Annotated in this window: 28 protein-coding genes; 13 read left to right on the top strand and 15 right to left on the bottom strand. The window is 67.1% G+C overall.

What is annotated here, in order from left to right; translation table 11 throughout:
• Positions 1–369 precede the first annotated feature (369 nt).
• From rpsI to QMZ16_RS11895, 12 genes are all read right to left on the bottom strand, one after another.
• Positions 370–861 (bottom strand): 30S ribosomal protein S9, encoded by a 492-nt coding sequence (rpsI, locus tag QMZ16_RS11950; RefSeq protein ID WP_282603430.1) that lies wholly within the window; start codon positions 859–861, stop codon positions 370–372.
• A gap of 2 nt (positions 862–863) precedes the next feature.
• Positions 864–1,328 (bottom strand): 50S ribosomal protein L13, encoded by a 465-nt coding sequence (rplM, locus tag QMZ16_RS11945; RefSeq protein WP_022707675.1) that lies wholly within the window; start codon positions 1,326–1,328, stop codon positions 864–866.
• Between the two features lie 153 nt (positions 1,329–1,481).
• Positions 1,482–1,904: a PaaI family thioesterase gene (locus QMZ16_RS11940; protein WP_282603429.1), complete on the bottom strand. Its 423-nt coding sequence runs from the start codon at positions 1,902–1,904 to the stop codon at positions 1,482–1,484.
• A 64-nt stretch (positions 1,905–1,968) separates the two neighbouring features.
• A complete protein-coding gene (gene murD, locus QMZ16_RS11935; protein ID WP_282603434.1) occupies positions 1,969–3,375 on the bottom strand; it encodes a UDP-N-acetylmuramoyl-L-alanine--D-glutamate ligase in 1,407 nt (468 codons plus the stop codon).
• Positions 3,376–3,448: 73 nt separating this feature from the next.
• The gene (gene mraY / locus QMZ16_RS11930) at positions 3,449–4,531 is read right to left on the bottom strand and encodes a phospho-N-acetylmuramoyl-pentapeptide-transferase (RefSeq protein ID WP_022707678.1); all 1,083 of its coding nucleotides are present in this window, start codon (positions 4,529–4,531) and stop codon (positions 3,449–3,451) included.
• A gap of 4 nt (positions 4,532–4,535) precedes the next feature.
• Positions 4,536–5,906 carry a UDP-N-acetylmuramoyl-tripeptide--D-alanyl-D-alanine ligase gene (gene murF / locus QMZ16_RS11925; RefSeq protein ID WP_282603428.1) on the bottom strand — a complete coding sequence of 457 codons (1,371 nt, stop codon included), beginning with the start codon at positions 5,904–5,906 and terminating at the stop codon, positions 4,536–4,538.
• Complete coding sequence (locus QMZ16_RS11920) at positions 5,903–7,396, bottom strand: UDP-N-acetylmuramoyl-L-alanyl-D-glutamate--2,6-diaminopimelate ligase (protein ID WP_282603427.1); 1,494 nt, start codon at positions 7,394–7,396, stop codon at positions 5,903–5,905. The genes murF and QMZ16_RS11920 overlap by 4 nt, the downstream gene beginning before the upstream one ends.
• A gap of 3 nt (positions 7,397–7,399) precedes the next feature.
• Positions 7,400–9,229, bottom strand: a complete 1,830-nt coding sequence (locus QMZ16_RS11915; RefSeq protein WP_282603426.1) for a penicillin-binding protein 2 — start codon at positions 9,227–9,229, stop codon at positions 7,400–7,402.
• Positions 9,226–9,564, bottom strand: a complete 339-nt coding sequence (locus QMZ16_RS11910; protein WP_028725865.1) for a hypothetical protein — start codon at positions 9,562–9,564, stop codon at positions 9,226–9,228. Before QMZ16_RS11910 ends, QMZ16_RS11915 begins: the two co-directional genes overlap by 4 nt.
• Positions 9,564–10,532, bottom strand: a complete 969-nt coding sequence (rsmH, locus tag QMZ16_RS11905) for a 16S rRNA (cytosine(1402)-N(4))-methyltransferase RsmH (protein ID WP_282603425.1) — start codon at positions 10,530–10,532, stop codon at positions 9,564–9,566. Before rsmH ends, QMZ16_RS11910 begins: the two co-directional genes overlap by 1 nt.
• Positions 10,533–10,535: 3 nt before the next feature.
• Positions 10,536–11,048 (bottom strand): cell division/cell wall cluster transcriptional repressor MraZ, encoded by a 513-nt coding sequence (locus QMZ16_RS11900; protein ID WP_282603424.1) that lies wholly within the window; start codon positions 11,046–11,048, stop codon positions 10,536–10,538.
• A 649-nt stretch (positions 11,049–11,697) separates the two neighbouring features.
• On the bottom strand, positions 11,698–12,756 hold the full coding sequence (locus QMZ16_RS11895; RefSeq protein WP_282603423.1) for an Mrp/NBP35 family ATP-binding protein: 1,059 nt from the start codon (positions 12,754–12,756) through the stop codon (positions 11,698–11,700).
• A 332-nt stretch (positions 12,757–13,088) separates the two neighbouring features.
• Between QMZ16_RS11895 and QMZ16_RS11890 the strand changes: the two genes are divergently transcribed.
• From QMZ16_RS11890 to QMZ16_RS11860, 7 genes are all read left to right on the top strand, one after another.
• The gene (locus QMZ16_RS11890; RefSeq protein ID WP_282603422.1) at positions 13,089–13,310 is read left to right on the top strand and encodes a DUF1127 domain-containing protein; all 222 of its coding nucleotides are present in this window, start codon (positions 13,089–13,091) and stop codon (positions 13,308–13,310) included.
• A 614-nt stretch (positions 13,311–13,924) separates the two neighbouring features.
• Complete coding sequence (locus tag QMZ16_RS11885) at positions 13,925–14,137, top strand: DUF2945 domain-containing protein (protein ID WP_282603421.1); 213 nt, start codon at positions 13,925–13,927, stop codon at positions 14,135–14,137.
• A gap of 39 nt (positions 14,138–14,176) precedes the next feature.
• Positions 14,177–14,956, top strand: a complete 780-nt coding sequence (rlmJ, locus tag QMZ16_RS11880; protein ID WP_282603420.1) for a 23S rRNA (adenine(2030)-N(6))-methyltransferase RlmJ — start codon at positions 14,177–14,179, stop codon at positions 14,954–14,956.
• A gap of 60 nt (positions 14,957–15,016) precedes the next feature.
• Complete coding sequence (locus QMZ16_RS11875; RefSeq protein ID WP_282603419.1) at positions 15,017–15,310, top strand: septum formation initiator family protein; 294 nt, start codon at positions 15,017–15,019, stop codon at positions 15,308–15,310.
• Positions 15,311–15,455: 145 nt separating this feature from the next.
• The gene (gene pdhA, locus QMZ16_RS11870; RefSeq protein ID WP_022707689.1) at positions 15,456–16,490 is read left to right on the top strand and encodes a pyruvate dehydrogenase (acetyl-transferring) E1 component subunit alpha; all 1,035 of its coding nucleotides are present in this window, start codon (positions 15,456–15,458) and stop codon (positions 16,488–16,490) included.
• Positions 16,491–16,502: 12 nt separating this feature from the next.
• Complete coding sequence (locus QMZ16_RS11865) at positions 16,503–17,873, top strand: pyruvate dehydrogenase complex E1 component subunit beta (RefSeq protein ID WP_022707690.1); 1,371 nt, start codon at positions 16,503–16,505, stop codon at positions 17,871–17,873.
• Positions 17,874–17,886: 13 nt separating this feature from the next.
• Positions 17,887–19,203, top strand: coding sequence for a pyruvate dehydrogenase complex dihydrolipoamide acetyltransferase (locus tag QMZ16_RS11860; RefSeq protein WP_282603418.1), 1,317 nt, complete (start codon positions 17,887–17,889; stop codon positions 19,201–19,203).
• Positions 19,204–19,272: 69 nt separating this feature from the next.
• Here QMZ16_RS11860 and QMZ16_RS11855 read toward each other — a convergent pair whose 3' ends face one another.
• From QMZ16_RS11855 to QMZ16_RS11845, 3 genes are all read right to left on the bottom strand, one after another.
• A complete protein-coding gene (locus tag QMZ16_RS11855; protein WP_348984667.1) occupies positions 19,273–19,791 on the bottom strand; it encodes a type 1 glutamine amidotransferase domain-containing protein in 519 nt (172 codons plus the stop codon).
• Positions 19,792–19,857: 66 nt separating this feature from the next.
• A complete protein-coding gene (locus QMZ16_RS11850; protein WP_022707693.1) occupies positions 19,858–20,628 on the bottom strand; it encodes a division plane positioning ATPase MipZ in 771 nt (256 codons plus the stop codon).
• A gap of 114 nt (positions 20,629–20,742) precedes the next feature.
• Positions 20,743–21,591: a LysR family transcriptional regulator gene (locus tag QMZ16_RS11845; protein ID WP_282603416.1), complete on the bottom strand. Its 849-nt coding sequence runs from the start codon at positions 21,589–21,591 to the stop codon at positions 20,743–20,745.
• A gap of 98 nt (positions 21,592–21,689) precedes the next feature.
• Between QMZ16_RS11845 and QMZ16_RS11840 the strand changes: the two genes are divergently transcribed.
• The 6 genes from QMZ16_RS11840 (at position 21,690) to rpsP (ending at position 25,657) form a co-directional block, all read left to right on the top strand.
• On the top strand, positions 21,690–22,277 hold the full coding sequence (locus QMZ16_RS11840) for an NAD(P)H-dependent oxidoreductase (RefSeq protein ID WP_282603415.1): 588 nt from the start codon (positions 21,690–21,692) through the stop codon (positions 22,275–22,277).
• A gap of 77 nt (positions 22,278–22,354) precedes the next feature.
• Positions 22,355–22,768 carry a hypothetical protein gene (locus tag QMZ16_RS11835; protein ID WP_282603414.1) on the top strand — a complete coding sequence of 138 codons (414 nt, stop codon included), beginning with the start codon at positions 22,355–22,357 and terminating at the stop codon, positions 22,766–22,768.
• A 155-nt stretch (positions 22,769–22,923) separates the two neighbouring features.
• Positions 22,924–24,420, top strand: coding sequence for a signal recognition particle protein (gene ffh, locus QMZ16_RS11830; RefSeq protein ID WP_022707697.1), 1,497 nt, complete (start codon positions 22,924–22,926; stop codon positions 24,418–24,420).
• The gene (locus QMZ16_RS11825; protein WP_282603413.1) at positions 24,417–24,959 is read left to right on the top strand and encodes a GNAT family N-acetyltransferase; all 543 of its coding nucleotides are present in this window, start codon (positions 24,417–24,419) and stop codon (positions 24,957–24,959) included. Before ffh ends, QMZ16_RS11825 begins: the two co-directional genes overlap by 4 nt.
• Positions 24,956–25,252 (top strand): chorismate mutase, encoded by a 297-nt coding sequence (locus tag QMZ16_RS11820; RefSeq protein ID WP_022707699.1) that lies wholly within the window; start codon positions 24,956–24,958, stop codon positions 25,250–25,252. Before QMZ16_RS11825 ends, QMZ16_RS11820 begins: the two co-directional genes overlap by 4 nt.
• 45 nt (positions 25,253–25,297) lie before the next feature.
• A complete protein-coding gene (gene rpsP / locus QMZ16_RS11815) occupies positions 25,298–25,657 on the top strand; it encodes a 30S ribosomal protein S16 (RefSeq protein ID WP_022707700.1) in 360 nt (119 codons plus the stop codon).
• The last annotated feature ends 61 nt before the right edge of the window (positions 25,658–25,718 follow it).

Genomic DNA, 25,718 nt, shown 5'->3' with positions numbered 1-25,718 from the left:
TGCCCAACCCCTCGAGGCCGGTCCGTCGCACCGTCCGGCGTGTCCCGCCCTTCGGTGAAGCGGTGTTTAGACACACCAATCAGAACCCGCAAGCAGAAAATCACACCCTGCGGACGATTTTCTCGCAAGGGCATGTTTTCGCTTCGATAATCTCCGCAAGAAATCCTGCGGTCGGATCTGCACCCATCCAACTTCGCACGGGAACGCGACGCCCAGGTGACAAAAACGGCTCGATTCCGACTCGCGATTCCATGTTTGCGCATCCCGAAGGCGCCCTGCGGCTCCGCTGCCCAAGAAGATCGCAGCCCGGAAATGGAAAAGGGCGCAGCTTTCGCCGCGCCCTTTCCGGAAGCATATGCAGGAAGCGTATCAGCGCTTCGAGAACTGGAAGCTGCGGCGGGCTTTTGCGCGGCCGTACTTCTTACGCTCGACGACGCGGCTGTCGCGCGTCAGGAAGCCGGCTGCCTTCAGCGCGGCGCGCAGGCTCGGCTCGTGCAGCTGAAGCGCCTGGCTGATGCCGTGCTTCACGGCGCCGGCCTGACCCGACAGACCACCGCCCTTGACGGTTGCCTGGACGTCGTACTGACCGGCAACGCCGGCGACGTCGAAGGGCTGCCTCAGGATCATCTGCAGAACGGGACGAGCGAAGTACTCGTTGATGTCCTTGCCGTTGACGGTGACCTTGCCCGAGCCCGGCTTGACCCAGACGCGTGCGACGGCGTCCTTGCGCTTGCCGGTGGCATAGGCGCGGCCCTGCGCGTCGCGCTGCGGCTCGCGGTTGATCTGGGCGTCAGCTTCGGCAGCCGGGGTGCCCGACACGACCGACTTCAGATCGTCCAGAGTTTTGATGTCTTCGGCCATGATCACGCGCTCCGGGTGTTTTTCTTGTTCAGGACCTTGACGTCCAGAACTTCGGGCTGCTGCGCTTCGTGCGGATGCTCGGCACCGGCATAGACGCGCAGGTTGGTCATCTGCTGCTTGCCCAGCTTGTTGCGGCTGATCATGCGCTCGACAGCCTTGATGACGACACGCTCGGGGTGTGCGCCTTCCAGGATCTGACGTGCGGTGCGGTGCTTGATGCCGCCCGGGTGACCGGTGTGCCAGTAGTATTTCTTGTCATCGCGCTTCGCGCCGGTCATCTGCACCTTGTCGGCGTTGATGATGATGACGTTGTCGCCCATGTCCATGTGCGGGGTGAAGCTCGGCTTGTGCTTGCCGCGCAGGCGGTTGGCGACGATCGTGGCGAGGCGGCCCAGAACGACGCCCTCGGCGTCGATCAGGATCCACTTCTTCTCGATCTCCGCCGGTTTCGCGGTATAGGTTTTCATCTGTCGTCCCTTCAGGGTCGGTTTGTATTCGAGATGGCGGCTTATCCAAGATTGCGCGCCTTGGGTCAAGACGCGCGCGGCCATTATTTCCAAGCGATTTCAAGCGCTTGCAATATAGGTAACTGAATACCCCGCCATAAGCAGCCGGAATCGCTAGGTCGCGGGCGGGATCGAATAGGTCATCGAGCATCTGGCCACGGCGCCCTCCTGACCCTCGGACCGGATCAGCACGTCGGCGACCGCCAGGGTGCGGCCCAGCTTCAGCAGCCTGCATTCCGCGATCAGGTCGCGTCCTGCAGCGGGCTTGCGCATGAAGTCGATCGAGGCGTTCGTGGTCACCGTCAGCGCAACCGGACCGATCCGCGCCAGCACCATGCAATAGACCGCAAGATCGGCCAGCCCGAACATCGCGGGACCGCTGACCGTGCCGCCCGGCCTCAGGTGGTCGGTGCCGACCGCCAGTCGCGCGGTCACGCTGTCGGTCGTCGCATCCTCGACCCGGTAGGTGCCGGCCACCTGCGGAAACTCGCGTTCCAGGAACGCGTTCAGCGCCCCCGCATCCATTGCCAATGTCATGTCGTCCCCCCTGCCCCTTCGCGGCAGGTTTCCGCAGAACGGCAGGGGGATCAATGGAAAGGTCCTATGACCTTGCGGCAATATCCCGGACCAGCTGGACGAAATGCTCGCCCCGCTTCTCGAAGTTCGGGTACTGGTCGAAGCTGGCCGCCGCAGGGGCCAGCAGGACCGTCTCTCCGGGCTGGGCCTCGGCTGCGGCATGGGCCAGCGCCTGGTCCAGCGTGTCGACGACCTCGTGCGGGGTCTGCCCGATCTCCAACGCGAAATCGCGTGCCGAATGGCCATAGAGATACGCCTTGCCGACGCGCCCAAGATGGGGGCCAAGCGCCGCGATGCCGCCCTCCTTGCCCAGGCCGCCCGCGATCCAGCGGATCTTGTCGAACGCCTGCAGCGCCTTGGCCGCAGCATCGATATTCGTCGCCTTCGAGTCGTTCACGTAGCGGACGCCGCCGATCTCGGCCACGGTCTGGCTGCGATGCGGCAGACCGGCAAAGCTGTGGAACGCCGCCTCGATGTCGCGGGGCGCGATCCCCACGGCGCGGCAGGCGGCATAGGCCGCGCAGGCGTTCTGATGGTTGTGCGCCCCCGGCAGGCCGGTCACGTCGCGCAGGTCGATCGAGGCGACCTGCCGCCCCTTGCGGTATTCCGACAGGAACCCCTTGCGCGCAAAGACCGACCAGGATGCCCCGTCCAGCTTCTGCCCCGCCGACACGCGGATCACCCGGTCGTCCGACGGTGCGACGGTCAGCTGGTTGGCAAGGTATCGTCCCTCGACCTCGTCCACGCCGATGATGGCGCGGTCCGGGCCGCCTTCCGCGAAGAGGCGACGCTTGGCGGCGAAATACCCGCCCGGCCCGCCGTGACGATCCAGGTGATCGGGCGAGAGGTTGGTGAAGACCGCGACATCGGGCGTCAGCGCCCGCGCCAGGTCGGTCTGATAGGATGACAGCTCGAGCACCACGACCTCGCGGTCGGTCGCGGGTTCCAGCGACAGCACGCCGGTCCCGATATTGCCGCCCATCTGGGTGGGGCGGCCGGTCTCTTGCAGGATGTGGTGGATCAGCGCGGTGGTCGTGGACTTGCCGTTCGATCCGGTCACGGCGATCACCCGCGGCGGGCGGTCGAAGGCGTCCCAGTCCCGCGTGGCATAGCTGCGGAAGAACAGCCCGATATCGTTGTCGACCGGCACGCCCAGCTCATAGGCCTTGGCGATGACGGGATGGGGCTTCGGAAACAGGTGCGGGATGCCCGGGCTGACGATCAGCGCGGACACGCCCGTCCAGGCCGCATCGCGGGTCAGGTCGACCAGCTCCAGCCCCTCGGCCTCGGCGGCCTCGCGGGTGTCCTGCCCGTCATCCCATGCGATGACGCGCGCTCCGCCCGCCGCCAGCGCCGCCGCGGTCGCGCGACCCGACCGGCCAAGGCCGAGAACCGCGATTGTCTGATCGAAGACGTCCTGAACCGGGATCATCATGGCCTCCTGAAACACAAGCCGGGGGCGCGATGCCCCCGGTCGAAGATAGATAGACGGGTGATCGGCCGCGTCAACGCAGCTTCAGCGTCGCCAGCCCGATCAGCGCAAGGATCAGCGCGATGATCCAGAAGCGGATGACGATCTGCGCCTCGCCCCAGCCCTTCTTCTCGAAGTGGTGGTGGATCGGCGCCATCAGGAAGACCCGCTTGCCGGTGCGCTTGAAGTACAGAACCTGGATGATGACGCTCAGCGCCTCGACCACGAACAGGCCGCCGACGATGGCCAGCACGATCTCGTGCTTGGTGACGACCGCGATGGCGCCAAGGGCGCCGCCCAGTGCCAGCGAACCGGTATCGCCCATGAATACCGCGGCGGGGGGTGCGTTGTACCACAGGAAGCCCAGGCCCCCGCCGATCAGTGCGGCGACGAAGACCAGGATCTCGCCCGTGCCGGGAACGTGGTGGACGCCGAGGTAGTCGGTGAAGTCGACCCGACCGACCGTATAGGCGATCACGCCCAGGGTGCCCGCCGCGATCATCACCGGCATGATCGCCAGCCCGTCCAGCCCGTCCGTCAGGTTGACCGCATTGGCCGAGCCCACGATCACGACCATCGCGAAGGGGATGAACAGCAGGCTGAGATTGACCAGCGTGTCCTTGAAGATCGGCAGCGCCAGCTGGCCCGACAGTTCCGCCGGATGCAGCAGCATCGCCGCAACCGAGGCAAGGAAAGCGATCCCCAGCCCAAGCGCCATCCGCGTGCGCGAGCTGACGCCCTTGGTGTTCTGCTTGGACACCTTGGCGTAATCGTCCGCGAACCCGATGGCCGAGAAGCCCGCCGTCACCAGCAGCACGATCCAGACATAGCCGTTGTCCCACCGCGCCCAGAGCAGGGTCGAGAACAGCAGCGCGGACAGGATCAGAAGCCCGCCCATCGTCGGCGTGCCGGCCTTGGCCAGGTGCGATTCCGGGCCGTCGTCGCGGATCGGCTGCCCCTTCTTCTGGACGCGGCGCAGGTATTCGATCAGCGGGCGACCGAACATGAAGCCGAAGAACAGCGCCGTGAAGAAGGACGCCCCCGCCCTGAAGGTGATGTACCGGAAGAGGTTGAAGAAATCCCCGCCCTCGGACAGGTGGCTGAGCCAATAGAGCATGGCGTTATCCTTTGTCGTCTTCGGCCAGCGCGCGCAGCGCGTCGACCACGGTCGAGATGCGGGACGATTTCGATCCCTTGACCAGGACGATATCCCCCGGCTCGACCAGTTCGCCGGCCCGCCGGGCCAGCTCCGATGCGTCCTCGGCCCAGATGCCGCGCTTGTCCTGCGGCAGCGCCTCGTGCATCGCCTGCATGCGCGGCCCCGCCGAATGGACCCGCGCGATGCCGGCCATCGCCGGATCGTCGGCGACATCGCGATGCATCCGCATCTCGTCCTCGCCCAGTTCCAGCATGTCGCCCAGGATGGCGACGCGCGGCCCGCCCTGAAGGCCCGCCAGCGTCGCAAGGCCCGCCGCAAGCGAGGCCGGGTTCGCGTTGAAGGCGTCGTCGATCAGGCGGATGCCGCCCAGGGTCTCGACCGCGCCGCGCCCCTTGGGGGGCAGCCAGTTCGACATCGCGGCGGCGGCGGCCTTGGGGTCGGCGCCCGCAGCAGACAGCGCGGCCAGAACGCCGACCGCGTTCATCGCGAAATGGCGACCCGTCGTGCGCAGCGTGAAGTCCAGCGTCTCGCCGGTGATGCGCGCGCGGACCGACAGGCCGTCATCCTGCACCTCGATGCGCATTGGCTTCGCCATGCCCTGATCGCCGAAGCCCACGACGATCGCGCCCGCCGCATCCGCGCAGTCGCGCAGGATCTGGGTGACGGGCAGGTCCTCGGGGATGATGGCGGTGCCGATCGGCTCCAGCCCCTCGAATATCGCGCCCTTCTCGCGGGCGATGCCCTCGATCGCGCCGAAGGCCTCCAGGTGGGCGGCGGCGACGGTGGTGATCATGGCGACATGCGGGCGGGCCATGCGCGACAGGGGCGCGATCTCGCCCGGGTGGTTCATACCGATCTCGATGATGGCGAAATCGGTATCGGCAGGCATCCGCGCCAGCGTCAGCGGAACGCCCCAATGGTTGTTGTAGCTGGCCTCGGCCGCGTGGATCACGCCCTGCCCCGCCAGCGCGTCGCGCGCCATCTCCTTGGTCGAGGTCTTGCCGACCGAGCCGGTGATCGCGACGACCTTGCCCTTCATCCGCGCGCGCCCGGCACGGCCAAGCGCCTCGAGCCCCTGCAGCACGTCATCGACGATCAGCAGCGGCGCGTCCTCGGGGACACCCTCGGGGATGCGGCTGACCAGCGCGGCGCCCGCACCCTTGGACAGGGCCTGCGCCACGAAATCATGCGCATCGCGCGCGGCGGTCAGCGCCACGAACAGATCGCCCGGACGGATCGTGCGCGTGTCGATCGAGACGCCGTCCACGGCCCAGTCGCCGATGGCGCGACCGCCGGTTGCGGCTGCGGCTTCGCTTGCGGTCCAAAGGCTCATATCTTGCCATCCAATGCGGCCACCGCGACCGAGGCCTGTTCGGCATCGTCGAAGGGATAGACGTCCTGCCCGATGATCTGGCCGGTCTCATGGCCCTTGCCGCAGATCAGCAGCGCGTCGCCCGGCTGCAGCGCATCGACGCCGCGCAGGATCGCCTCGGCGCGGTCGGGCACCTCGGTCGCCTCGGGGCCGGCGCCCTCCATGACGGCGGCGCGGATCAGGGCCGGATCCTCGGTCCGGGGGTTGTCGTCGGTGACGATCACCACATCCGCGAATTCGCGCGCGGCCTGCCCCATCAGCGGGCGCTTGCCCTTGTCGCGGTCGCCGCCCGCGCCGATGACGCAGATGATGCGGCCCATCACATGCGGACGCAGCGATTGCAGCGCAGCGATGACGGCACCCGGCTTGTGCGCGTAATCGACGAAGACCGCCGCTCCGTTGTCGCGCTGCGCGACCAGCTGCATGCGACCGCGCACGGTGCCCAGATGCGGCAGCGCGGCCAGCACCTCGTCCATCGGATCGCCCGCCGCGACGCAAAGACCCACCGCCGCCAGCACGTTCTCCGCCTGGAAGCCGCCGATCAGCTGCAGGCGGACCATCTGCGTCACCCCCATCACCGAGAAGCGCAGATCCTGCCCCGTCGCGTCATAGCGCTGGCCCAGGATGCGCAGCATCGCGCCCTCATGCGTGCCGATGCTGGTGACGGACAACCCGCGATCGGTCGCGATATCCGCCATCTGCCGCCCGCGCTGGCTGTCGGTATTGATGACCGCCGAGGCGCCCTCTTCCAGCACGCGGTTGAACAGCAGCGCCTTGGCCGCGAAATAGGCGTCGAAATCGGCGTGGTAATCCAGGTGATCCTGGCTGAGATTGGTGAAGGCGCCGGCCTCGACCCGCACCCCGTCAAGGCGGCGCTGGTCCAGCCCGTGGCTGGAGGCCTCCATCGCGACATGGGTGACGCCCGCATCGGTCGCATCGGCCAGAACGCCGTGCAAGGTCAGCGGATCGGGGGTGGTATGGGCCAGCTTGGCCTGGAAATCGCCCTCGACGCCCATGGTGCCAAGGCTGATCGCGCTGTGGCCCAGATGCTGCCAGATCTGACGGGTGAAGGTCGCGACGCTCGTCTTGCCCGAGGTGCCGGTCACGGCAACGACATGCTTCGGCTGCGCCTCGAACCACAGGGCGGCGGCGCCCGCCAGCGCGGCGCGCGGATCCTCGGCCACGACCAGCGCGCCTTCCCAGCCCTTCAGCGCATCGGCGGCGATCTCGGCGCCCTTGCGGTCGGTCAGGATCGCGTTCGCCCCCATCCGCAGCGCATAGCTGATGAATTCGCCGCCATGCAGCGTCGCCCCCGGCAGCGCGGCGAACAGGAAGCCGACGCCCACCTGCCTGCTATCGATGGCCAGCCCCGAGATCAGCGGATCGCGCCCGCCCTGCCCATGCAGCCCCAGCCGCGACAGCGTCACATTATCCTTGCTCAAGGGTCCCATCCGTCATTGGTTCGCGACCAGCTTTAGCTCAGGGTCTTCCCCGGGTTCAACACGGGGTTCGAAGCGGGCGTTGATCATCGGCAGGTTTTCGTCGCCGATGGCATGCAGGCCCAGAAGCGGGCCGATCCGGCGCACGACCTCGGCGGCGACGGGAACCGCGGTATAGCCGGCGGTCCGGCTCTCGCCCGCGGCGGTCTCGATCGAGGGTTCGTCCAGCGCCACGATCAGCACGTATTTCGGATCGCTTGCGGGAAAGACCGACGCGAAGGTCGCGATGACCTTGTTCTTGTAATACCCGCCCGCCGCGCGCGGCTTGTCGGCGGTGCCGGTCTTGCCCGCGATCTCGTAGCCCTCGACCTCGGCCTTGCGGGCGGTGCCGCGCGTCACCACCTGGCGCAGCATGTCCACGGCCATCGCCGCTGCGCGGGGCGACAGGATCTGCTCGCCCTCGGGGCGCTGGCGGTTGTGGATCAGCGTCGGCGTCACGCGCTTGCCGCCATTGCCGATGGTCGCATAGGCGGCGGCAAGGTGCAGCGGGCTTGCCGCAAGGCCGTGACCGAAGCTGACCGTGGCCGAGGTGACGGCGGGCCAGCGCGACGGGACCAGCGGCTGGCCGGTCGGGGCCTCGACCATCTCGATCTGGGTCGGCACGAACAGGCCCAGCTTTTCGAGGAAGTCCTTCTGCCGGTCCACGCCGATCATCTGCGCGATCCGCACGGTGGCCACGTTCGACGATTTCACGATCACGTCCGTCGTGCTCAGCGTGCGGCCATAGTTATGGAAATCGTTGATCAGGAACTTGCCGATGCGCATCGGCGCCTGCGCGTTGATCTGGGTCGAGGGGTTGATCAGGCCCAGATCGATGGCCTGCGCGACCGGGAAGATCTTGAAGGTCGAGCCCAGTTCGTACTGCCCCTGCACCGCGCGGTTGAACAGCGGGCTGTCCGAAGGCTCGCCCGTCAGAAGCGGCCGGGGCCGGTCGTTCGGGTCGAAATCGGGCAGGCTTGCCATGGCCATGATCTCGCCCGAGGCGATCTCCAGCAGGATGCCCGTCGCACCCTTGGCGTTCATGACGTCCATGCCCGATGCCAGCACCTCTTCCATGGCCTGCTGCAGGGTCAGGTCGATGGACAGCTGCAGCGGCGCGCCGTCATTGGCCGGGTCGCGCAGCCATGCGTCGAAGGCCTTCTCGACCCCCGCGATGCCGATGACCTCGGCGCTGTTCACGCCCTCGTTGCCGAAACCAGACCCGCCAAGGATATGCGAGGCGATCGGCCCGTTGGGATAGACGCGCATCTCTCGCGGGCCGAACAGCAGGCCGGGTTCGCCGATATCGTGGACCGCCTGCATCTGCTCGGGGCTGATCTTGCGCTTGATCCACATGAACTTGCGGCTGCCGGTGAAGTCCGCGATCAGCTTCTCCTCAGACAGGTCGGGGAAGATGCGGGCAAGACCGCGCGCCGCGCCGATCGGGTCCACCATCTGGTGGGGATGGGCATAGATGGAATGCGTCAGCAGGTTCGTCGCAAGGACCCGCCCGCGACGGTCGGTGATGTCGGCGCGCTGCGACATGATCTGGGCCGACAGGACGGCGGCGCGCGGCTCGGACGGGCTGCTGTGGGCCAGGGTGCCCATCCGCACGGCGACAAGGCCATAGGCGAAGATGAAGCAGGCGGCCAGCAGGACCAGCCGCCCCTCGGCGCGGCGGCGGGCACGGTCCTGGATCTTCTCGTGGCGGGCGCGGCGGTTCTCGGCCTCGATATCGTCGGGATTCTCGCCGCGTTCACGGGCGCGAAGAATGCGGGCCAGCGGGCGCAGGGGGGTGCGGATCATGGCTGTTCCTCGGACTGGTCGGCGGCAAGGTCTGCGGCGGGCTCGGGCGGCTTGGGATAGTCCACGCGCCCCGGATCGACGAACTGCCCCGATTCCAGCGGCACTAGCTGAAGGCGGTCGAAGTTCAGGTCAACCAGCTCGCTCAGGCGGTCGGGGCGGTTGAGATAGGCCCATTCGGCGCGCAGCACGCCCAGCTCCTCGCGCAGTCCGGCGATTTCGCGCTGGACCTGGCCCATCTCGCCTATGGCGGCCTGGGTGGCGTAATTCTCGCGATAGGCCCAGAAGGCCAGCCCCATCAGGACAAGGACCGCCGCAAGATAGGCCAGGGACCGCATCAGCGCCCCTCCTGTCCCGGCAGGCTGGGCATGGCCAGCGACCGCGCATCGACATCGCCCGCGGGGGCGTCGGTGCGGATGGCGACACGCAGCAGCGCCGAGCGCGAGCGCGGGTTCAGGTCCAGCTCCTCGGGGTCGGGGCCGATGGCGCGGCGGGTGGGCAGCGTGAAGGCGGGCTGGCGTTCCTGCTGCACGGGGGCATAGCGGTTGCCGCCGCCGCCGGTATCGGCACGGGCCTGCATGAAGCGCTTGACGATCCGGTCCTCCAGCGAATGGAAGCTGACGACCGCCAGCTTGCCGCCGGGCTTCAGCGCGCGCTCGGCGGCCGACAGGCCCGCGACCAGCTGCCCGAACTCGTCGTTGACCCAGATGCGGATCGCCTGGAAGCTGCGCGTGGCCGGGTGGCTCTGACCGGGTTTCGGGCGCGGCAGGCAGGATGCGACCACCTCGGCCAGCTGCGCGGTGCGCGTCAGGGGACGTGCCGCCACGATGGCCCGCGCGATCCGGCGCGAGGCCCGTTCCTCGCCATAGTGATAGAGGACGTCCGCGATCGTCGATTCCTCGGCCGTGTTCAGCAGATCCGCAGCCGAAGGTCCGTCATCGCCCATCCGCATGTCCAAGGGCCCGTCCCGCAGGAACGAGAACCCGCGATCCGCCTGGTCCAGCTGCATCGAGCTGACGCCAAGATCCAGCACCACGCCGTCCAGCGCCTGCCCCGCAAGTTCGTCCATGTCCGAGAACGTCCCCTCGACCAGCCGCAGCCGGTCGCCATATTCGCCGCGCCAGCCTTCGGCCATGCGGAAGACCGACGGATCGCGGTCCACGCCGATCACGACATCGGCGCCCGCCGCCAGCAGGCCGCGGCTGTAGCCGCCCGCGCCGAAGGTGCCGTCCAGCCAGACGCCCGAAACCGGGTCGACCGCGCGCAGCAGGGGATTGAGAAGTACGGGGATATGCGGATCTGCCAATGGTCAGCCCTCTTTATTTCGGCTGAGGAAGACGCGCGGGTCGAATTCCGGTCCGTGACTTTCGGCGAACTGCTCCAGCGCCTCGACGTCCTTGGGACGGGAATCGGGCAGGTAGACCTGGATATAGTCGCCACGTGATTCGAAGACCGTCTCGGCCCCGTCCGCGAAGCCCAGCTTGTCGCGCAGCTTCAGCGGAAGGACCATGCGGCCTTCCTTGTCGATCTCCAGATCGGTGGACTGCCCGTTCATCAGCAGCTCCAGCCAGCGACGCTCCTGGCTGCCTCGCGGCAGGGCGTCGATCTGTTCGTCGATCTCTTCGATCGCATCCATGGTATAGAGTTCGAGCCAGTTCCACCATTCGGGGCCATAGACGGCCACCAGCTGGGTCCGGCCCGCATTCGAGCCCGCGAAGGAGGGGTCGCCCGCATCGAATACGCGCCGCAGCCTGGCCGGGATCGACATGCGACCCTTGCCATCGACCTTGACGGTTTCGGTGCCTCTGAACTTCCGCGCCACCTTGCGTCCGCCCTCACTGTCCTGCCCATGGGCCCTGCCCTGAAACGAGAAAGGGCGGATCGGACTGCTGCCACTGCCCGATCCGCCGCCCTCGTTCCCGTTCAACCGGGCCCCTTTGCGGGGTTGGCCGCCGCCCCTGTCGCGCGCCACCTGGGGGAGGTGCTGCTCGCACGCGCGGGCCGGTCGATGTTGGAAAACGGATGCCTGTATGAAGCCTGCTTCGATCTTCGTCGGGGTCTTGGTCGCCCCTTGGTCACTGCCCGTTTTCGTGAGTTCTTTGTGTCATGGGAATTTACGGGAAGCAACGGAATTTTTCCCTACCCGGCGGAGTTTCGCAGCCAACTTGACAGTGGAAAATCATTCTGCGCCAAGCTGAACCAGGCGGTTCGCAACAACTTGTGGTGGCAGCATGCCCAACAATCAACGAGATATGCGCAATTCCCGCATTGCATAAGGCCATTGCAACTGACGCAAAGCTGCAACAGCCCGAGTGGCGGGCAATCGTGAAAATTGTCAGAGCCGCCGCACGACCAGCCTGCCGCTCACGCGGAATCACGAAGGCGAGAGCATCGCTCCCGCCTTTTCCCGGCCTTCCCGTGATTTCCCGCAGGCCCCGCGTTTTCCCACGTCGGGGCGGTTGGACCAGCCCTCAGACGACACCCTGGTCGATCAGGCGCTGCGCAAGATCCGCATAGGCCGCGGCCGCAGGGCCGTCGCCGGTCGCGATGGGCTTGCCCGAATCCCCCGCCAGCCGCGTCTCCAGCTCCAACGGCAATTGGCCCAGCATGGGCAGGTTCAGCATCTCGGCCTCCTGGGCCACGCCGCCATGGCCGAACAGATGCGCCTCGTGGCCGCATTGCGGACAGACATAACTGGTCATGTTCTCGATCATGCCCAGGACGGGCGTCTTGAGCTTGTTGAACATGTCGATCGCCCGGCGCGCATCCAGCAGCGCGACATCCTGCGGGGTCGAGACGATGACCGCGCCCGTGACGGGCGCCTTCTGGCACAGGCTCAGCTGCACATCCCCCGTGCCCGGCGGCAGATCGATCAGCAGGACGTCCAGCTCGCCCCAGTTCACCTGCTGCAGCATCTGCTGCATCGCACCCATCAGCATCGGGCCGCGCCAGACGACGGCCTCGCCTTCGCGCAGCATCAGACCAAGGGACATGACGGTGACGCCATGCGCGCGCATCGGCTCGATCCGCTTGCCGTCGGGGCTGTGGGGCTTGCCGGACACGCCCATCATGCGCGGCTGCGAGGGGCCGTAGATGTCGGCATCCAGCAGGCCGACCTTGCGGCCTGCCTTGGCCAGCGCCACCGCAAGGTTCGAGGTGACGGTGGATTTCCCGACGCCGCCCTTGCCCGATCCGATGGCCACGATGTTGCGCACGCCGGGAATCGGCTGCGGCCCTTGCTGGGGCGTGGCATGGCCGCCGACCTTCAGCTGCGGCGGAGCCTTGGCGGGGGCGGTCGTCACGATGCTGACGGTGGCGACACCCTCCAGCGCCTCGATCCGGCGCTTGGCCTCGGCCTCGACGCCGGACATGGCCTTGGCAGCCTCGGCATCGGCGACCTCGATGACGAATCGCACGGCACCGTTTTCCACGACAAGGGCCCTGACAAGGTCCGCGTCCTTCAGGAATCCCCCCTGCGGCAGAGGAATATCCGCGATCGTGGTCAGAATCTTTTCGCGCGTGACGGTCATGGCGGCAGCCTTTCTTGAGAACGCGCGCAGCATGGCGCATCGCGCAGCGCACCTCAATGGGCCGTGAGAGGGTCGCCGCACGGCCCCGCAACCGCTTTCAAAACATGGGTTTTTGCCGTGATCCCGTTACCGTTAACGAATGTGTCGCTTCAATTTTGTGACAGTTTTTCATCACTCAAGCTCACGATAGGTCAGGCTTAGTCATGCATTTGCTGCATGGCAGCATTCGCAAACCGTCCGTTGTGAATCGCCGCGGTTAGCGCCATCTTCACCTCAACGCAGCGCCGGACCAATCCGGGGACGGTGCAAAGGACGAACGAAAGGAAACGAACATGGCTGCAATCGCTCACACCAACGCCATCGCCGAAGCCGGCCTGCGCGGCCGTATGCTGAACGCGATCCAGCGCCTGCAGGAAAACCGCGCTCGTCGTGCGGTCTACAAGCAGACCGTTCGTGAACTGAACGCGCTGACCACCCGCGATCTGAACGATTTGGGCATCAGCCGCTCGATGATCACCCGCCTGGCGCACGAAGCCGCCTGGGGCGTGAAGTAAGAATTCGAACACCGGCCCACTCCTCCTCCCTCGGGCCGGGATCGGCGGCATCCCCATCTCCTCCTCCCTCGGGGATGCCGCCCAAAAGATGCGACGGAACCCTCCTCCTCCCTTAAGGGTTTCGCGCTTGCAGCGGCGGCTCCTCTCCTCCTCCCTCGGAGCCGCCGCGACCTCATAGCCGCCCCATCTGCGGCAAGCGAACGCACCGGGTCCTCTCCTCCTCCCTCCCGGATCTGGTGCTCCGCGGTGAAGCCCTCTCCTCCTCCCCGGGCCGAACCGCACCCCAAACGCGGCCCCTCCTCCTCCCTGGGCCAGCGTTCAGCGGCGACACCCTCTCCTCCTCCCTGGGTGTCGCCGCGTCCCTCATAGCCGCCCCATATGCGGCAACCGAATTGCGCCGGGTCCTCTCCTCCTCCCTCCCGGACCCTGCGCAAGCGGTGTGGCCTCTCCTCCTCCCTGGCTGTCACCGCAACACTACGCGGCCCCTCCTCCTCCCTGGGCCAGCGTTCGGCGGCGTCACCCCTCCTCCTCCCTGGGTGGCGCCGCCTTTTCATTTCCGGAACCCGACCGACCTGCGGGCATTGATCCAGAGATCACGGATCAGGGGATGCGATATGCTGCGCAAGGGCACCAAGGTCGAATGGGAATGGGGCAACGGCAAGGGAACCGGCAAGATCGCCGAGGTCTTTCACGACAAGGTCGAACGGACCATCAAGGGCCAGAAGGTGACGCGCGACGCGTCGAAGGACGATCCGGCCTATCTGATCGAGCAGGATGACGGCGATCGCGTGCTCAAAAGCCGGTCCGAGGTGCAGCGCGCCGACTGAACCCTTCCGCAGGGGCCGATATGGCGCTATGGGCTGGGGATGCTCAGTTACCAGCACGCCTATCACGCCGGAAACCTTGCCGATCTGCACAAGCACGCGCTGCTGGCAACGGCGATGGATTACCTGACCCGCAAGGACAAGCCGCTGTCCTATCTCGAAACCCATGCGGGGCGCGGGCTCTATCGGCTGGACGGCGCCGAGGCCCTGAAGACCGGCGAGGCCGCGGCCGGGATCGAGCGCGCGGCAAGCCAGGGTTGGCTGCCCGAGGATCACCCGCTGATGCGCGCGCTGACCGCGATCCGCACCAGCCGGGGGGCCAACACCTATCCGGGATCGCCGCTGATCGCCGCGCATTTCCTGCGCCCCGACGACCGCGTGCACCTGGCCGAACTGCACCCCGCCGAACATGCTGCGCTTTCCACCGTGACCGGATTCGCGACGCTGCACCAGCGCGACGGATTCGAGATGGCGCAGGCGGTCTGCCCGCCGACGCCCCGCCGGGGGATGCTGCTGATCGACCCCAGCTTCGAGGTGAAGGCCGATTACGCCGCCATCCCCCGTCACATCGCCAAGATCGCGCGCAAGTGGAACGTGGGCGTCATCGCGCTGTGGTATCCGATCCTGACCGACGACCGGCACCTGCCGATGGTCCGCGAGTTGATGCGCGACCACCCCGACGCCCTGCTGTCCGAGGTCCGATTCCCCCCTGCCCGCCCCGGTCATTCGATGGTCGGATCGGGGATGTGGGTGCTGAATCCGCCCTGGGGACTGGCCGACGAGGCCGCGCGCCTGGAAACCATCTTCGCCGAACGCGCCTGACGGGGATTCCCCACCGGCCCGCGCCTGTGGCATGATGACCGCGACAAAAGGGAAGCTACCATGCCGCAACGCCTTTCGATCGGCGCGACCGTGTTCATCGCGCTCTTCTGCGCGCTCTCGCTCTATTTCGCCTATGCCGCCGTGCAGGGGCCGTCCGGCATCCTGCGCCGCATCCAGATCGAAGCCGAGACGCAGGAACTGATGGAACAGCGCGACGCCCTGCGCGACGAGGTCGCGCAGATGCAGAACCTGACCCATCGCCTGTCGGACGAGTATCTGGACCTCGACCTGCTGGACGAACGCGCCCGCGACGTGCTGGGCCTGATCCGTGCGGACGAGATCATGATCCGCTGATTTCCTGACGAATGCGCAGAAATCCGTCGGAAGGGGCACGCTGGTCGTGCCCCTTTTCGCATGGCAGATTGCAGCATCTGACGGTTTGGGCTAGGGATCGTTTAACGCTGAACTATTCCGACCGCACAGCCAGGAGGATACCGGCATGGCCAGGAAACCAAGCTCCGAGGGAGAGGCGCCCGCGAACGTCTCGAAGGACGAGCTGCTGCAATATTATCGCGACATGCTGCTGATCCGCCGCTTCGAAGAGAAGGCGGGCCAGCTTTACGGCATGGGTCTGATCGGGGGCTTCTGCCACCTCTATATCGGGCAGGAAGCCGTCGTCGTGGGCCTCGAGGCCTGCGCTAAGGAAGGCGACAAGCGCATCACCTCCTATCGCGACCACGGCCACATGCTGGCCTGCGGCATGGAGGCGAACGGCGTGATGGCCGAGCTGACCGGCCGCGAGGGCGGGTATTCGAAGGGCAAGGGCGGCAGCATGCACATGTTCAGCCGCGAGAAGCACTTCTATGGCGGTCACGGCATCGTCGCGGCGCAGGTGCCGCTTGGCGCGGGCCTTGCCTTCGCCGACAAGTACCTGGGCAACGACAACGTCACCTTCACCTATTTCGGTGACGGCGCGGCGAACCAGGGCCAGGTCTACGAAACCTACAACATGGCGGCCCAGTGGGATCTGCCGGTGGTCTTCGTGATCGAGAACAACCAGTACGCGATGGGCACCTCGGTCAAGCGCTCGACCCGCTCGACCAGCCTCTTCGGTCGCGGCGAGGCGTTCGGCATCTCGGGCGAGCAGGTCGACGGCATGGACGTGCTGGCGGTCAAGGCCGCGGGCGAGAAGGCCGTCGCGCATTGCCGCGCGGGCAAGGGCCCCTACATCCTCGAGGTGATGACCTATCGCTATCGCGGGCACTCGATGTCGGACCCGGCAAAGTACCGGACCCGCGAAGAGGTCCAGAAGATGCGCGACGAGCGCGACCCGATCGAGAACATCCGCGAGATCCTGCTGCAGGGCAAGCACGCGTCGGAAGACGAGCTCAAGGCCCTCGACAAGGAGATCAAGGACATCGTCAACGAATCGGCCGAGTTCGCGAAGGAAAGCCCCGAGCCCGCGCTCGAGGAGCTGTGGACGGACATCTATGCCGAGGACCTGCCGCAGGGCAGCGCCACCGAGAACGCCTGAGGGGGATCATTCATGGCAACCGAAATCCTGATGCCCGCCCTGTCGCCGACCATGGAGGAAGGCACGCTGGCGAAATGGCTGAAGAAAGAAGGCGATGAGGTCAAATCCGGCGACATCATCGCCGAGATCGAGACCGACAAGGCCACGATGGAATTCGAGGCGGTCGACGAGGGCATCCTCGGCAAGATCCTGGTGGCCGAGGGCACCCAGGGCGTCGCGGTCAACACCGCCATCGCCGTCCTGATCGAGGAAGGCGAATCCGCCGACGACATCGAGACCGCATCCGCACCCGCCGAGAAGGCCCCCGCCGAAAAGGCCGAGGCCAAGCCCGCCGCATCCGCCGTCGAGGAGGTGAAGGCCCCCGAGCCCGACCGCAGCCCCGACTGGCCCGAAGGCACGCAGATGAAGACCATGACCGTGCGGGAAGCCCTGCGCGAAGCCATGGCCGAAGAGATGCGCCGCGACGAGAACGTCCTGCTGATGGGCGAGGAAGTCGGCGAATACCAGGGCGCCTACAAGATCAGCCAGGGCCTGCTGGACGAGTTCAGCGAGCGTCGCGTGGTCGACACGCCGATCTCGGAGATCGGCTTCACCGGCATCGCGACCGGCGCGGCCTTCGCGGGCCTGCGCCCCATCGTCGAGTTCATGACGTTCAACTTCGCCATGCAGGCGATCGACCACATCATCAACTCGGCCGCCAAGACGCTGTACATGTCCGGCGGCCAGATGGGCTGCCCGATCGTGTTCCGCGGTCCGAACGGCGCCGCCGCTCGCGTGGGCGCGCAGCACAGCCAGGACTACGCGGCGTGGTACTCGGCCATTCCGGGCCTGAAGGTCGTCATGCCCTACAGCGCGGCCGACGCGAAGGGCCTTCTGAAGCAGGCGATCCGCGACCCGAACCCGGTCATCTTCCTGGAAAACGAGATCCTCTACGGTCGCAGCTTCGAGGTGCCGGATCTCGAGGACTTCACCATCCCCTTCGGCAAGGCGCGCATCGCCCGCAAGGGTGCCGACGTGACCATCGTCAGCTTCGGCATCGGCATGTCGCATTCGCTGGAGGCCGCCGAGAAGCTGGCCGAACAGGGCATCGACGCCGAGGTGATCGACCTGCGGACCCTGCGCCCGCTGGATTACGGCACCATCATCGAATCGGTGAAGAAGACCAACCGTCTCGTCACCGTCGAGGAAGGTTTCCCCGTCGGCTCGATCGGGAACCACATCTCGGCCTATGTGATGGAGAACGCCTTCGACTGGCTGGACGCCCCGGTGATCAACTGCACCGGCAAGGACGTTCCCATGCCCTATGCCGCGAACCTGGAACGCCACGCGCTGATCACCGTCGACGAGGTGGTCGAGGCCGTGCGGAAAGTCACCTACAAGTAAGGGAGGCAATGCGATGCCAACGGAAATCCTGATGCCCGCGCTGTCCCCCACCATGGAGGAAGGCACGCTGGCCAAGTGGCTGGTGAAAGAGGGCGACGAGGTCAAATCGGGCGACATCATCGCCGAGATCGAGACCGACAAGGCCACGATGGAGTTCGAGGCCGTCGACGAGGGCAAGATCGGCAAGATCCTGATCGCGGAAGGCACCTCGGGCGTGGCGGTGAACACCGCCATCGCCGTGCTGCTGGAAGACGGCGAAAGCGCGGACGACATCGACAGCGCGCCGAAATCGGACGCCAAGGCCGATGCCGCCCCCGCCGAGGCCCCGCGCGAGGTGCAAGGTCAGGCTGATGCCGACATCTCGCCCGCGAAATCGGCAGGCGGCTCGCCCGCGCCGAAATCCGGCGACGGCCAGCGCATCTTCGCCTCGCCCCTGGCGCGCCGCATCGCGGCCGACAAGGGCCTGGACCTGACCCAGGTCGAAGGCTCGGGCCCGCGCGGCCGGATCGTCAAGGCCGATGTCGAGAACGCGCAGCCCAAGGCCGCGGCACCCGCCGCCAAGCCCGAAGCCGCGGCACCCGCCGCCGCGCCCGCGCCCAAGGCCCCTTCGGCCGATGCCATCGCCAAGATCTATGCCGATCGCGAAACCGAAGAGGTCCAGCTGGACGGCATGCGCCGCACCATCGCGCAGCGCCTGGGCGAGGCCAAGCAGACCATCCCGCATTTCTACCTGCGCCGCTCGGCCAAGCTGGATGCGCTGATGGAATTCCGCGCCACGCTGAACAAGCAGCTGGAAGGCCGGGGCGTGAAGCTGTCGGTCAACGACTTCATCATCAAGGCCTGCGCGCTGGCCCTGCAAGAGGTTCCCGATGCCAACGCCGTCTGGGCGGGCGACCGGATCATCAAGCTGAAGCCCTCGGACGTGGCGGTTGCCGTCGCGGTCGAAGGCGGTCTCTTCACGCCGGTCCTGAAGGATGCCGACATGAAGACGCTGTCCAAGCTGTCGGCCGAGATGAAGGACCTGGCGGGCCGCGCCAAGTCGAAGAAGCTGGCACCCCATGAATACCAGGGCGGCAGCTTCGCGATCAGCAACCTCGGCATGTTCGGGATCGAGAATTTCGACGCCGTCATCAACCCCCCGCACGGTGCGATCCTTGCGGTCGGCGCGGGCATCAAGACCCCCGTGGTCGAGGGCGATCAGGTCGTCATCCGCAACGTGATGTCGATGACCCTGTCGGTCGATCACCGCGTGATCGACGGCGCACTGGGCGCCCAACTGATGGAGCGTATCGTCTCGCATCTGGAAAACCCGGTCGGCATGCTCGCCTGACCCCGGACCTTCCGGCACGTTTCAGAAAGGGGGCCTTCGCGGGCCCCCTTTCGCGTTTCAGGCAACGTTTCAGGCGACGGCCTTCTCGATCGCCGCCACGAAATCGCCCAGGTCGTCCGGATTGCGGCTGGTGATGATGTTGCCATCCACCACCACGCTTTCATCCACCACCTCGGCGCCCGCATTGGCAAGGTCGGTGCGGATGGAATCGAAGCTGGTCATGCGCCGCCCCTTGGCCAGCCCCGTCTCGATCAGCAGCCAGGGCGCGTGGCAGATCGCGGCGACGGGCTTGCCCGCTTCGCCGAATTCGCGGATCAGCGACAGCGCCTTGTCGTTCAGGCGCAGCACGTCGGGATTGATCTGGCCGCCCGGCAGCACCAGCGCGTCATAGGCGCCCGCCCCCGCATCCGCGATGGTCAGGTCCGCCGCGACCGACTTGCCCCAGTCGGTCTGGTCCCAGCCGCGGATATCGCCCTTCTCGGGGGCGGCCAGATGCACCTCGTGACCCGAGGCGCGCAGCTTCTCCAGCGGGACGAAAAGTTCAGACTGCTCGAATCCGTCGGATGCGACGATCAGGATCTTGGCCATGAAAGCCTCCATTGGTTGGGTCCTCGTGTCCCATCCAATGACGCGGCGGCCCGACCGGTTCCTGCGTCAGAAGGTGACGGTCACGCCCGGCAGCCGCAATTCGTTGATCAGCTCGCGCAGTTCCTGGCGCGCGGCGATATGCGACATGCTGAGGTTCTCGATGCCGACATCCTTCATGTCCAGCAACGTCAGACCGCGCGGGAACAGCTCGCGGAAGATCACCCGCTCCGAGAAGCCCGGAGAGACGCGGAACCCGATGCGCCGCGACAGCTGGTCCAGTGCACCGCCCACGCGGCGCTTGTTGTGCATCTGCTGCGTGCCCAGCCTGTTGCGCAGCACCAGCCAGTCGATCGGCCCCGCCCCCGCCTGCGCCCGCATCTGCCGCGCGTTCCAGACCATCTCGGAATAGATCGACGGCCCGAGGATCTCCTGTTCGGGGGACAGGCGGGCCAGCAGGTCGAAATCGACGAAGCTGTCGTTCAGGGGCGTCAGCAGCGTGTCGGCCAGCGTATGGGCCATCTGGCTCAGCTTGGTGTGCGAACCGGGGCAGTCGATCAGGATGAAGTCGCATTGCCGCTCCAGCAGCTCCAGCGCGGGGGACAGCGGGTCCGGCCCCTCGGCCAGCTGGGCCACGACCGGCATGGGCAGGTCCAGCCCCTCGCGGGCGCGGAAGGCGGCGCGGTTCTCGATATAGCGGGCGAAACTGCGCTGTCGGACGTCCAGGTCCAGCCCGCCGACCGTATGGCCCAGCCGCGCCAGCGCCGTCGCCACATGCATCGAGGTCGTCGACTTGCCCGAGCCGCCCTTCTCGTTTCCGACAACGATGATATGCGCCACGTCCCGCCCCGCTTCCTTGTCCCTTCCGCGAACGTAACGAGGGCGTGATCCAAAGAAAAGCCGTCGCGACGCGTTCACCCACAAGATGTGGCGGCCGGCCACGATCCCCTGCGGTCAGTCGCCGTCCCGCAGCGCATGCAGCGCCGCCTGCACCTTGGGCGTGCGGTGCAGGTCGACATGCGTGACCAGCCACAGCGGCGCATCCCATTCCGGCAGATGCAGCGCCAGTTCCAGCCCCGCGCTGCGCGAGGGCGGCAGGATCCCGACGGCCAGCCCCGCGCGGACGACCTGCTCGCGGGCGTCGTCCTCGGGGGCGGTCATCAGGATGTTCTCGGGGCGGATGCGTTCCAGAAGCCAGCGCGTGCAGGGGGCCAGCGCGCCGCTGGTCGCGGGCAGCGCGAAGCAATGGCGGTCCAGGTCGTCGATCGGGCCGTGCCGCTGCATGTAGTCGCGGGTGGCGAACAGCGCGTGCCCGCCCGATCCCATGGCGCGGACGACATAATCCGGCTCGGTCGGCCTCGCGCCCGCGCGGATCGCGACATGCGCCTCTCCGGCGTCCAGGCGCAGCAGGCGCAGATCGGGGGCATAGTTCACGCGCAGGCCCGGATGACGCCGCATCAGCCCGATCAGCCGCGGCATCACCACATCCGCAAGACCGGGAAGCGAGGTGACGGTCAACTGCCCCTCGACCCGGTCGCCCGCACCCTCGATCTGCGCGGCCATCTGGGCAAAGCGCTCCTCGGCCGCGGCCCCCGCCGCCAGCATCGCGCGCCCGGTCTCGGTCAGGGCATAGCCGCGCGCATGGCGCTGGAACAGCCGCGTGCGCAGTGCATCCTCCAGCGCGTCGATGCGGCGGATGACGGTCGCATGATGCACCCCAAGCGCCGTCGCGGCCCCGCTGACAGTGCCGTGACGCGCGACCGCAAGCGCCACGCGGATATCGTCCCAGGTTTCGACCGGCATGTGCATCCTCGCACAGATACTGCGCGATTATCGGCGTTTCGTTCGCGGATGCATAGGACTAAGTAAGCTGCAATCCAACATGAAGCGGAGATCTTCCGATGAACATCCTGCATATCGACAGCGCCATCACCGGCGACCAATCCGTCACCCGCAAGCTGACCGCCGACGTCGTGGCTCGCCTGACCGCCGCGAACCCCGCGGCCAGGGTGACCTATCGCGACCTGAACCAGGGCGTGACGCCCATCGACGGCGAGTGGTTCACCGCCGTCCGCGTCGGCACCGATAACCCCACCCCCACGCAGGAGCGCCACGTCCAGATCTCGGACGAGCTGCTGGCCGAGGTGCAGGATGCCGACACGCTGGTGATCGGGCTGCCGGTCTACAACTTCACCCTGCCCGCGCAGCTGAAGAACTGGCTGGACCAGATCGCCCGCGCAGGCATCAGCTTCCGCTATACCGCCGAGGGCCCCGAGGGCCTGCTGACCGGCAAGCGCGCCATCGTCGCCTATGCTGCCGCAGGCACGCCCTTCGGGTCGGACCTGGACCACGCCTCGGGCTATGTCCGTCACATGCTGGGCTTCCTGGGCATCACGGACGTGACCTTCGTGCCCGCCGACGGCCTTGCGATGGACCGTGATGCCGGAATGGCACGCGCCGAGGCCGCGCTGCAGGAAATCGCGGCCTGATCCGCGAAACCGCTTGGTGAATGCGACCGGACCGGTGCAACTGGTCCGGTCGTATTTTTCCAAGGGATCATTTCACCATGCGTGCATTCGCGCTTCTTCTGACCGCAGCCCTGATCGCCGGGCCTGCGGTCGTTTCGTTTCCGCGGCAGGCGTCCGCCCAGACCTCGTTCGGGACCGCGCCCGTTTCCGTGCAGAACCGCGAGGAATGGAGCCGCGCCACCGCCGGCGCGCTCGAGGCCGCGATGCGGCGGATGGGGTCCAGCCTTGTCGGCCAAGGCCACATGATGGGCATCTCGCTCGAGGTCGGGCTGGTCATCGCGCGCGACGGCAGCGTCCGGCAGGCAAACATCCTGCGCAGCTCCGGCAGGCCGTCGATCGACGCCGCCGTCCAGCGCGGATTCTCGCGCGACCTGGGCATTCCGCCCTTCAGCAGCGACATGAAGGACGACTGGGTCAGCCTGGTGCTGCCCATGGGAACCGTCAGGCACTGACCGGGACGATTGACTCGGACACGGGAATCCCCTAAGCAACCCGGGATTCCCGGAAGGCCGTCCTTCCGGTCCCCGCATGGCGCGGGGATCGCCCCCCGTCAGCGCGTCGCGCCCACGGGGGCAAAACCGTATTGGAGCCATCAGGAGGCCCGGCCATGTTCGAGAACCTTTCCGACCGTCTTGGCGGCGTCTTCGACCGGCTGACCAAGCAAGGTGCCCTGTCCGAGGACGATGTCACCGCCGCCATGCGCGAGGTCCGCGTCGCCCTGCTCGAGGCCGACGTCTCGTTGCCGGTGGCGCGCGGCTTCGTCAAGGCCGTCACCCAGAAGGCCACCGGCGCCGCCGTCACGAAATCGGTCACCCCCGGCCAGCAGGTCGTCAAGATCGTCCATGACGAACTGATCCGCGTCCTGCAGGGCGAGGACGCCCCCGAGGCGCTGCGCATCGACAACCCGCCCGCCGCCATCCTGATGGTCGGCCTCCAGGGCTCGGGCAAGACCACGACCACCGCCAAGCTGGCCCTGCGCCTGAAGGACCGCGAGAAGAAGCGCGTCCTGATGGCCTCGCTCGACACGAACCGCCCGGCCGCGATGGAGCAGCTGGCCATCCTCGGCCAGCAGATCGGCGTCGACTGCCTGCCCATCGTGCCGGGCCAGACCGCGCCCCAGATCGCCAAGCGCGCCAAGCAGCAGGCATCGCTCGGGGGTTACGACGTGGTGCTGCTGGACACCGCCGGCCGCCTGCATATCGACGAGACCCTGATGTCCGAGGTCCAGCAGGTCCGCGACATCGCCGACCCGCGCGAGACGATCCTGGTCGTCGACGGCCTGACCGGCCAGGACGCCGTGAACGTCGCGACCGAGTTCGACGGTAAGGTCGGCATCTCGGGCGTGGTGCTGACGCGGATGGACGGCGACGGGCGCGGCGGTGCCGCCCTGTCGATGCGCCAGGTCACCGGCAAGCCCATCCGCTTCGTCGGCCTGGGCGAAAAGATGGACGCGCTGGAAGCCTTCGACGCGCAGCGCGTCGCGGGCCGCATCCTGGGCATGGGCGATATCGTCGCCCTGGTCGAGAAGGCGCAGGAAGTGCTGGAGGTCGAGCAGGCCGAGCGCATGATGAAGCGCTTCCAGAAAGGTCTGTTCAACATGAACGACCTCAAGGGCCAGCTGGAACAGATGCAGAAGATGGGCGGCATGCAGTCGATCATGGGCATGATGCCCGGCATGCAGAAGATGGCCAAGCAGGCCGAGGCGGCCGGTTACGACGACACCGTCGTGCGCCGCCAGATCGCGCTCATCAACTCGATGACCAAGAAGGAGCGCGCCAATCCCGACCTGCTGCAGGCCAGCCGCAAGAAGCGGATCGCCGCGGGCGCCGGCCTCGAGGTGTCGGAGCTGAACCGCCTGCTGAAGATGCAGAAGCAGATGGCCGACACGATGAAGAAGCTGGGCAAGATGGGCAAGGGCGGCATGCTGAAGCAGGCCATGCGCGCCATGACCGGCAAGGGCGGCGGGCTGCCCGACATGGCCAACATGGACCCCGAGAAGATGGCCGAGGCCCAGAAGATGCTGCAGGACCCCAAGGGCCTGGGCGGTCAGCTGGGCAAGGCCGGCCTCCCCGGCGGCCTGGGCGGGATGTTCGGCAAGAAATGATCCAGCTGTCCCCCACCCCCCGGATCGAGACCGACCGGCTGGTGCTGCGTGCACCGGCGGCGGGCGACTGGCCGCATTGGCGGGACTTCATGTCCACCGATCGCGCCCGGTTCGTCCGCGACGGCGATTTCGACGAGGGCAAGGTCTGGCGCGCCTTCGGGCATGTCATCGGCCATTGGGTGATGCGCGGCTGGGGGACGTTCGCCATCACGGCGAAGGGTGACGACACGCCCATCGGCATGGCGGGCCCGTGGTTCCCCGCAGGCTGGCCCGAACGAGAGATCGGCTGGACGATCTGGTCCGGGGCCGCCGAGGGTCGCGGCTTTGCCCACGAGGCGGCCGTTGCCGCGCGCGATCACGCCTTCGGCACGCTTGGCTGGGATACGGCCGTCAGCTATGTCGATGCGCGGAACACGCGGTCCATCGCGCTGGCCGAACGGCTGGGGGCCACGCTCGACGATACCGCGAAGGCGCCGGCCTCGGATCGGCCCTGTCTTGTCTTCCGCCATCCGGCGGGTTCCTCGAAAGGTGCCGCATGACCGATCCCGCACTCCGCGCAGCCGAGCTGCTGAAGGAACACCGCGCCAGCATCGACCGGCTGGACGCGATCATCGTCTATACGCTTGCCGAAAGGTTCAAGCACACGCAATCGGTCGGCCATCTCAAGGCCGAACACGATCTTCCACCCTCTGATCCCGCCCGCGAGGCGACCCAGATCGAGCGGCTGGAACGCCTCGCGCGCGAGGCCGATCTCGACCCGGAATTCGCGCGCAAATTCCTGAACTTCGTGATCGCCGAAGTGATCCGGCATCACGAAAGCTATCAGTCGTAAGGCGCCGCCGCGCCGCGACATCTGCCATTCAAAGGAGAAACTCAAATGGCCGTTAAAATCCGTCTCGCCCGTGGTGGTTCGAAGAAGCGTCCCCACTATGCAATCGTCGCAGCCGACACGCGCATGCCGCGCGACGGCCGCTTCCTGGAGAAGCTGGGCACCTACAACCCGCTGCTGCCGAAAGACAGCGAAGAGCGCGTGAAGATGGACGTCGAGCGCGTCCAGCACTGGATCGCCCAGGGCGCCCAGCCGACCGACCGCATCGCGCGCTTCCTGGAAGCCGCAGGCGTCCGCGAGAAGGCGACCCGCCAGAACCTGAAGAAGGCCGTTCCGGGTGCGAAGGCCACCAAGCGCGCCGAAGAGCGTGCCGAGAAGGCCGCCGCAGCTTCGGCCGACGCCGAGTGATGCAGGATGGCCCGGCGCACCCCGCCGGGCCATTTTCTTCCCGACAACCGCAAGGGTCATC

The sequence above is a fragment of the Paracoccus sp. PARArs4 genome (assembly GCF_947311865.1).
Classification (GTDB): domain Bacteria; phylum Pseudomonadota; class Alphaproteobacteria; order Rhodobacterales; family Rhodobacteraceae; genus Paracoccus; species Paracoccus zeaxanthinifaciens.
The sequence above is the reverse complement of the archived record's forward strand: the minus strand, read 5'-3'. Positions and strand labels throughout refer to the sequence as shown.

What these genes read in the sequence shown, in the direction of transcription:
- ffh (WP_022707697.1), top strand. Translation starts at nt 22,924, where the DNA reads ATGTTCGAGAACCTTTCCGACCGTCTTGGCGGCGTCTTCGACCGGCTG.
- QMZ16_RS11840 (WP_282603415.1), top strand. Translation starts at nt 21,690, where the DNA reads ATGAACATCCTGCATATCGACAGCGCCATCACCGGCGACCAATCCGTC.
- QMZ16_RS11875 (WP_282603419.1), top strand. Translation starts at nt 15,017, where the DNA reads ATGCCGCAACGCCTTTCGATCGGCGCGACCGTGTTCATCGCGCTCTTC.
- QMZ16_RS11865 (WP_022707690.1), top strand. Translation starts at nt 16,503, where the DNA reads ATGGCAACCGAAATCCTGATGCCCGCCCTGTCGCCGACCATGGAGGAA.
- QMZ16_RS11915 (WP_282603426.1), bottom strand. Translation starts at nt 9,229, where the DNA reads ATGATCCGCACCCCCCTGCGCCCGCTGGCCCGCATTCTTCGCGCCCGT.
- QMZ16_RS11895 (WP_282603423.1), bottom strand. Translation starts at nt 12,756, where the DNA reads ATGACCGTCACGCGCGAAAAGATTCTGACCACGATCGCGGATATTCCT.
- rlmJ (WP_282603420.1), top strand. Translation starts at nt 14,177, where the DNA reads ATGCTCAGTTACCAGCACGCCTATCACGCCGGAAACCTTGCCGATCTG.
- QMZ16_RS11825 (WP_282603413.1), top strand. Translation starts at nt 24,417, where the DNA reads ATGATCCAGCTGTCCCCCACCCCCCGGATCGAGACCGACCGGCTGGTG.
- rpsI (WP_282603430.1), bottom strand. Translation starts at nt 861, where the DNA reads ATGGCCGAAGACATCAAAACTCTGGACGATCTGAAGTCGGTCGTGTCG.
- rpsP (WP_022707700.1), top strand. Translation starts at nt 25,298, where the DNA reads ATGGCCGTTAAAATCCGTCTCGCCCGTGGTGGTTCGAAGAAGCGTCCC.
- QMZ16_RS11835 (WP_282603414.1), top strand. Translation starts at nt 22,355, where the DNA reads ATGCGTGCATTCGCGCTTCTTCTGACCGCAGCCCTGATCGCCGGGCCT.
- QMZ16_RS11890 (WP_282603422.1), top strand. Translation starts at nt 13,089, where the DNA reads ATGGCTGCAATCGCTCACACCAACGCCATCGCCGAAGCCGGCCTGCGC.
- murF (WP_282603428.1), bottom strand. Translation starts at nt 5,906, where the DNA reads ATGAGCCTTTGGACCGCAAGCGAAGCCGCAGCCGCAACCGGCGGTCGC.
- QMZ16_RS11885 (WP_282603421.1), top strand. Translation starts at nt 13,925, where the DNA reads ATGCTGCGCAAGGGCACCAAGGTCGAATGGGAATGGGGCAACGGCAAG.
- QMZ16_RS11820 (WP_022707699.1), top strand. Translation starts at nt 24,956, where the DNA reads ATGACCGATCCCGCACTCCGCGCAGCCGAGCTGCTGAAGGAACACCGC.
- mraY (WP_022707678.1), bottom strand. Translation starts at nt 4,531, where the DNA reads ATGCTCTATTGGCTCAGCCACCTGTCCGAGGGCGGGGATTTCTTCAAC.
- QMZ16_RS11860 (WP_282603418.1), top strand. Translation starts at nt 17,887, where the DNA reads ATGCCAACGGAAATCCTGATGCCCGCGCTGTCCCCCACCATGGAGGAA.
- QMZ16_RS11845 (WP_282603416.1), bottom strand. Translation starts at nt 21,591, where the DNA reads ATGCCGGTCGAAACCTGGGACGATATCCGCGTGGCGCTTGCGGTCGCG.
- QMZ16_RS11910 (WP_028725865.1), bottom strand. Translation starts at nt 9,564, where the DNA reads ATGCGGTCCCTGGCCTATCTTGCGGCGGTCCTTGTCCTGATGGGGCTG.
- pdhA (WP_022707689.1), top strand. Translation starts at nt 15,456, where the DNA reads ATGGCCAGGAAACCAAGCTCCGAGGGAGAGGCGCCCGCGAACGTCTCG.
- QMZ16_RS11920 (WP_282603427.1), bottom strand. Translation starts at nt 7,396, where the DNA reads ATGGGACCCTTGAGCAAGGATAATGTGACGCTGTCGCGGCTGGGGCTG.
- murD (WP_282603434.1), bottom strand. Translation starts at nt 3,375, where the DNA reads ATGATCCCGGTTCAGGACGTCTTCGATCAGACAATCGCGGTTCTCGGC.
- QMZ16_RS11940 (WP_282603429.1), bottom strand. Translation starts at nt 1,904, where the DNA reads ATGACATTGGCAATGGATGCGGGGGCGCTGAACGCGTTCCTGGAACGC.
- rplM (WP_022707675.1), bottom strand. Translation starts at nt 1,328, where the DNA reads ATGAAAACCTATACCGCGAAACCGGCGGAGATCGAGAAGAAGTGGATC.
- QMZ16_RS11855 (WP_348984667.1), bottom strand. Translation starts at nt 19,791, where the DNA reads ATGGCCAAGATCCTGATCGTCGCATCCGACGGATTCGAGCAGTCTGAA.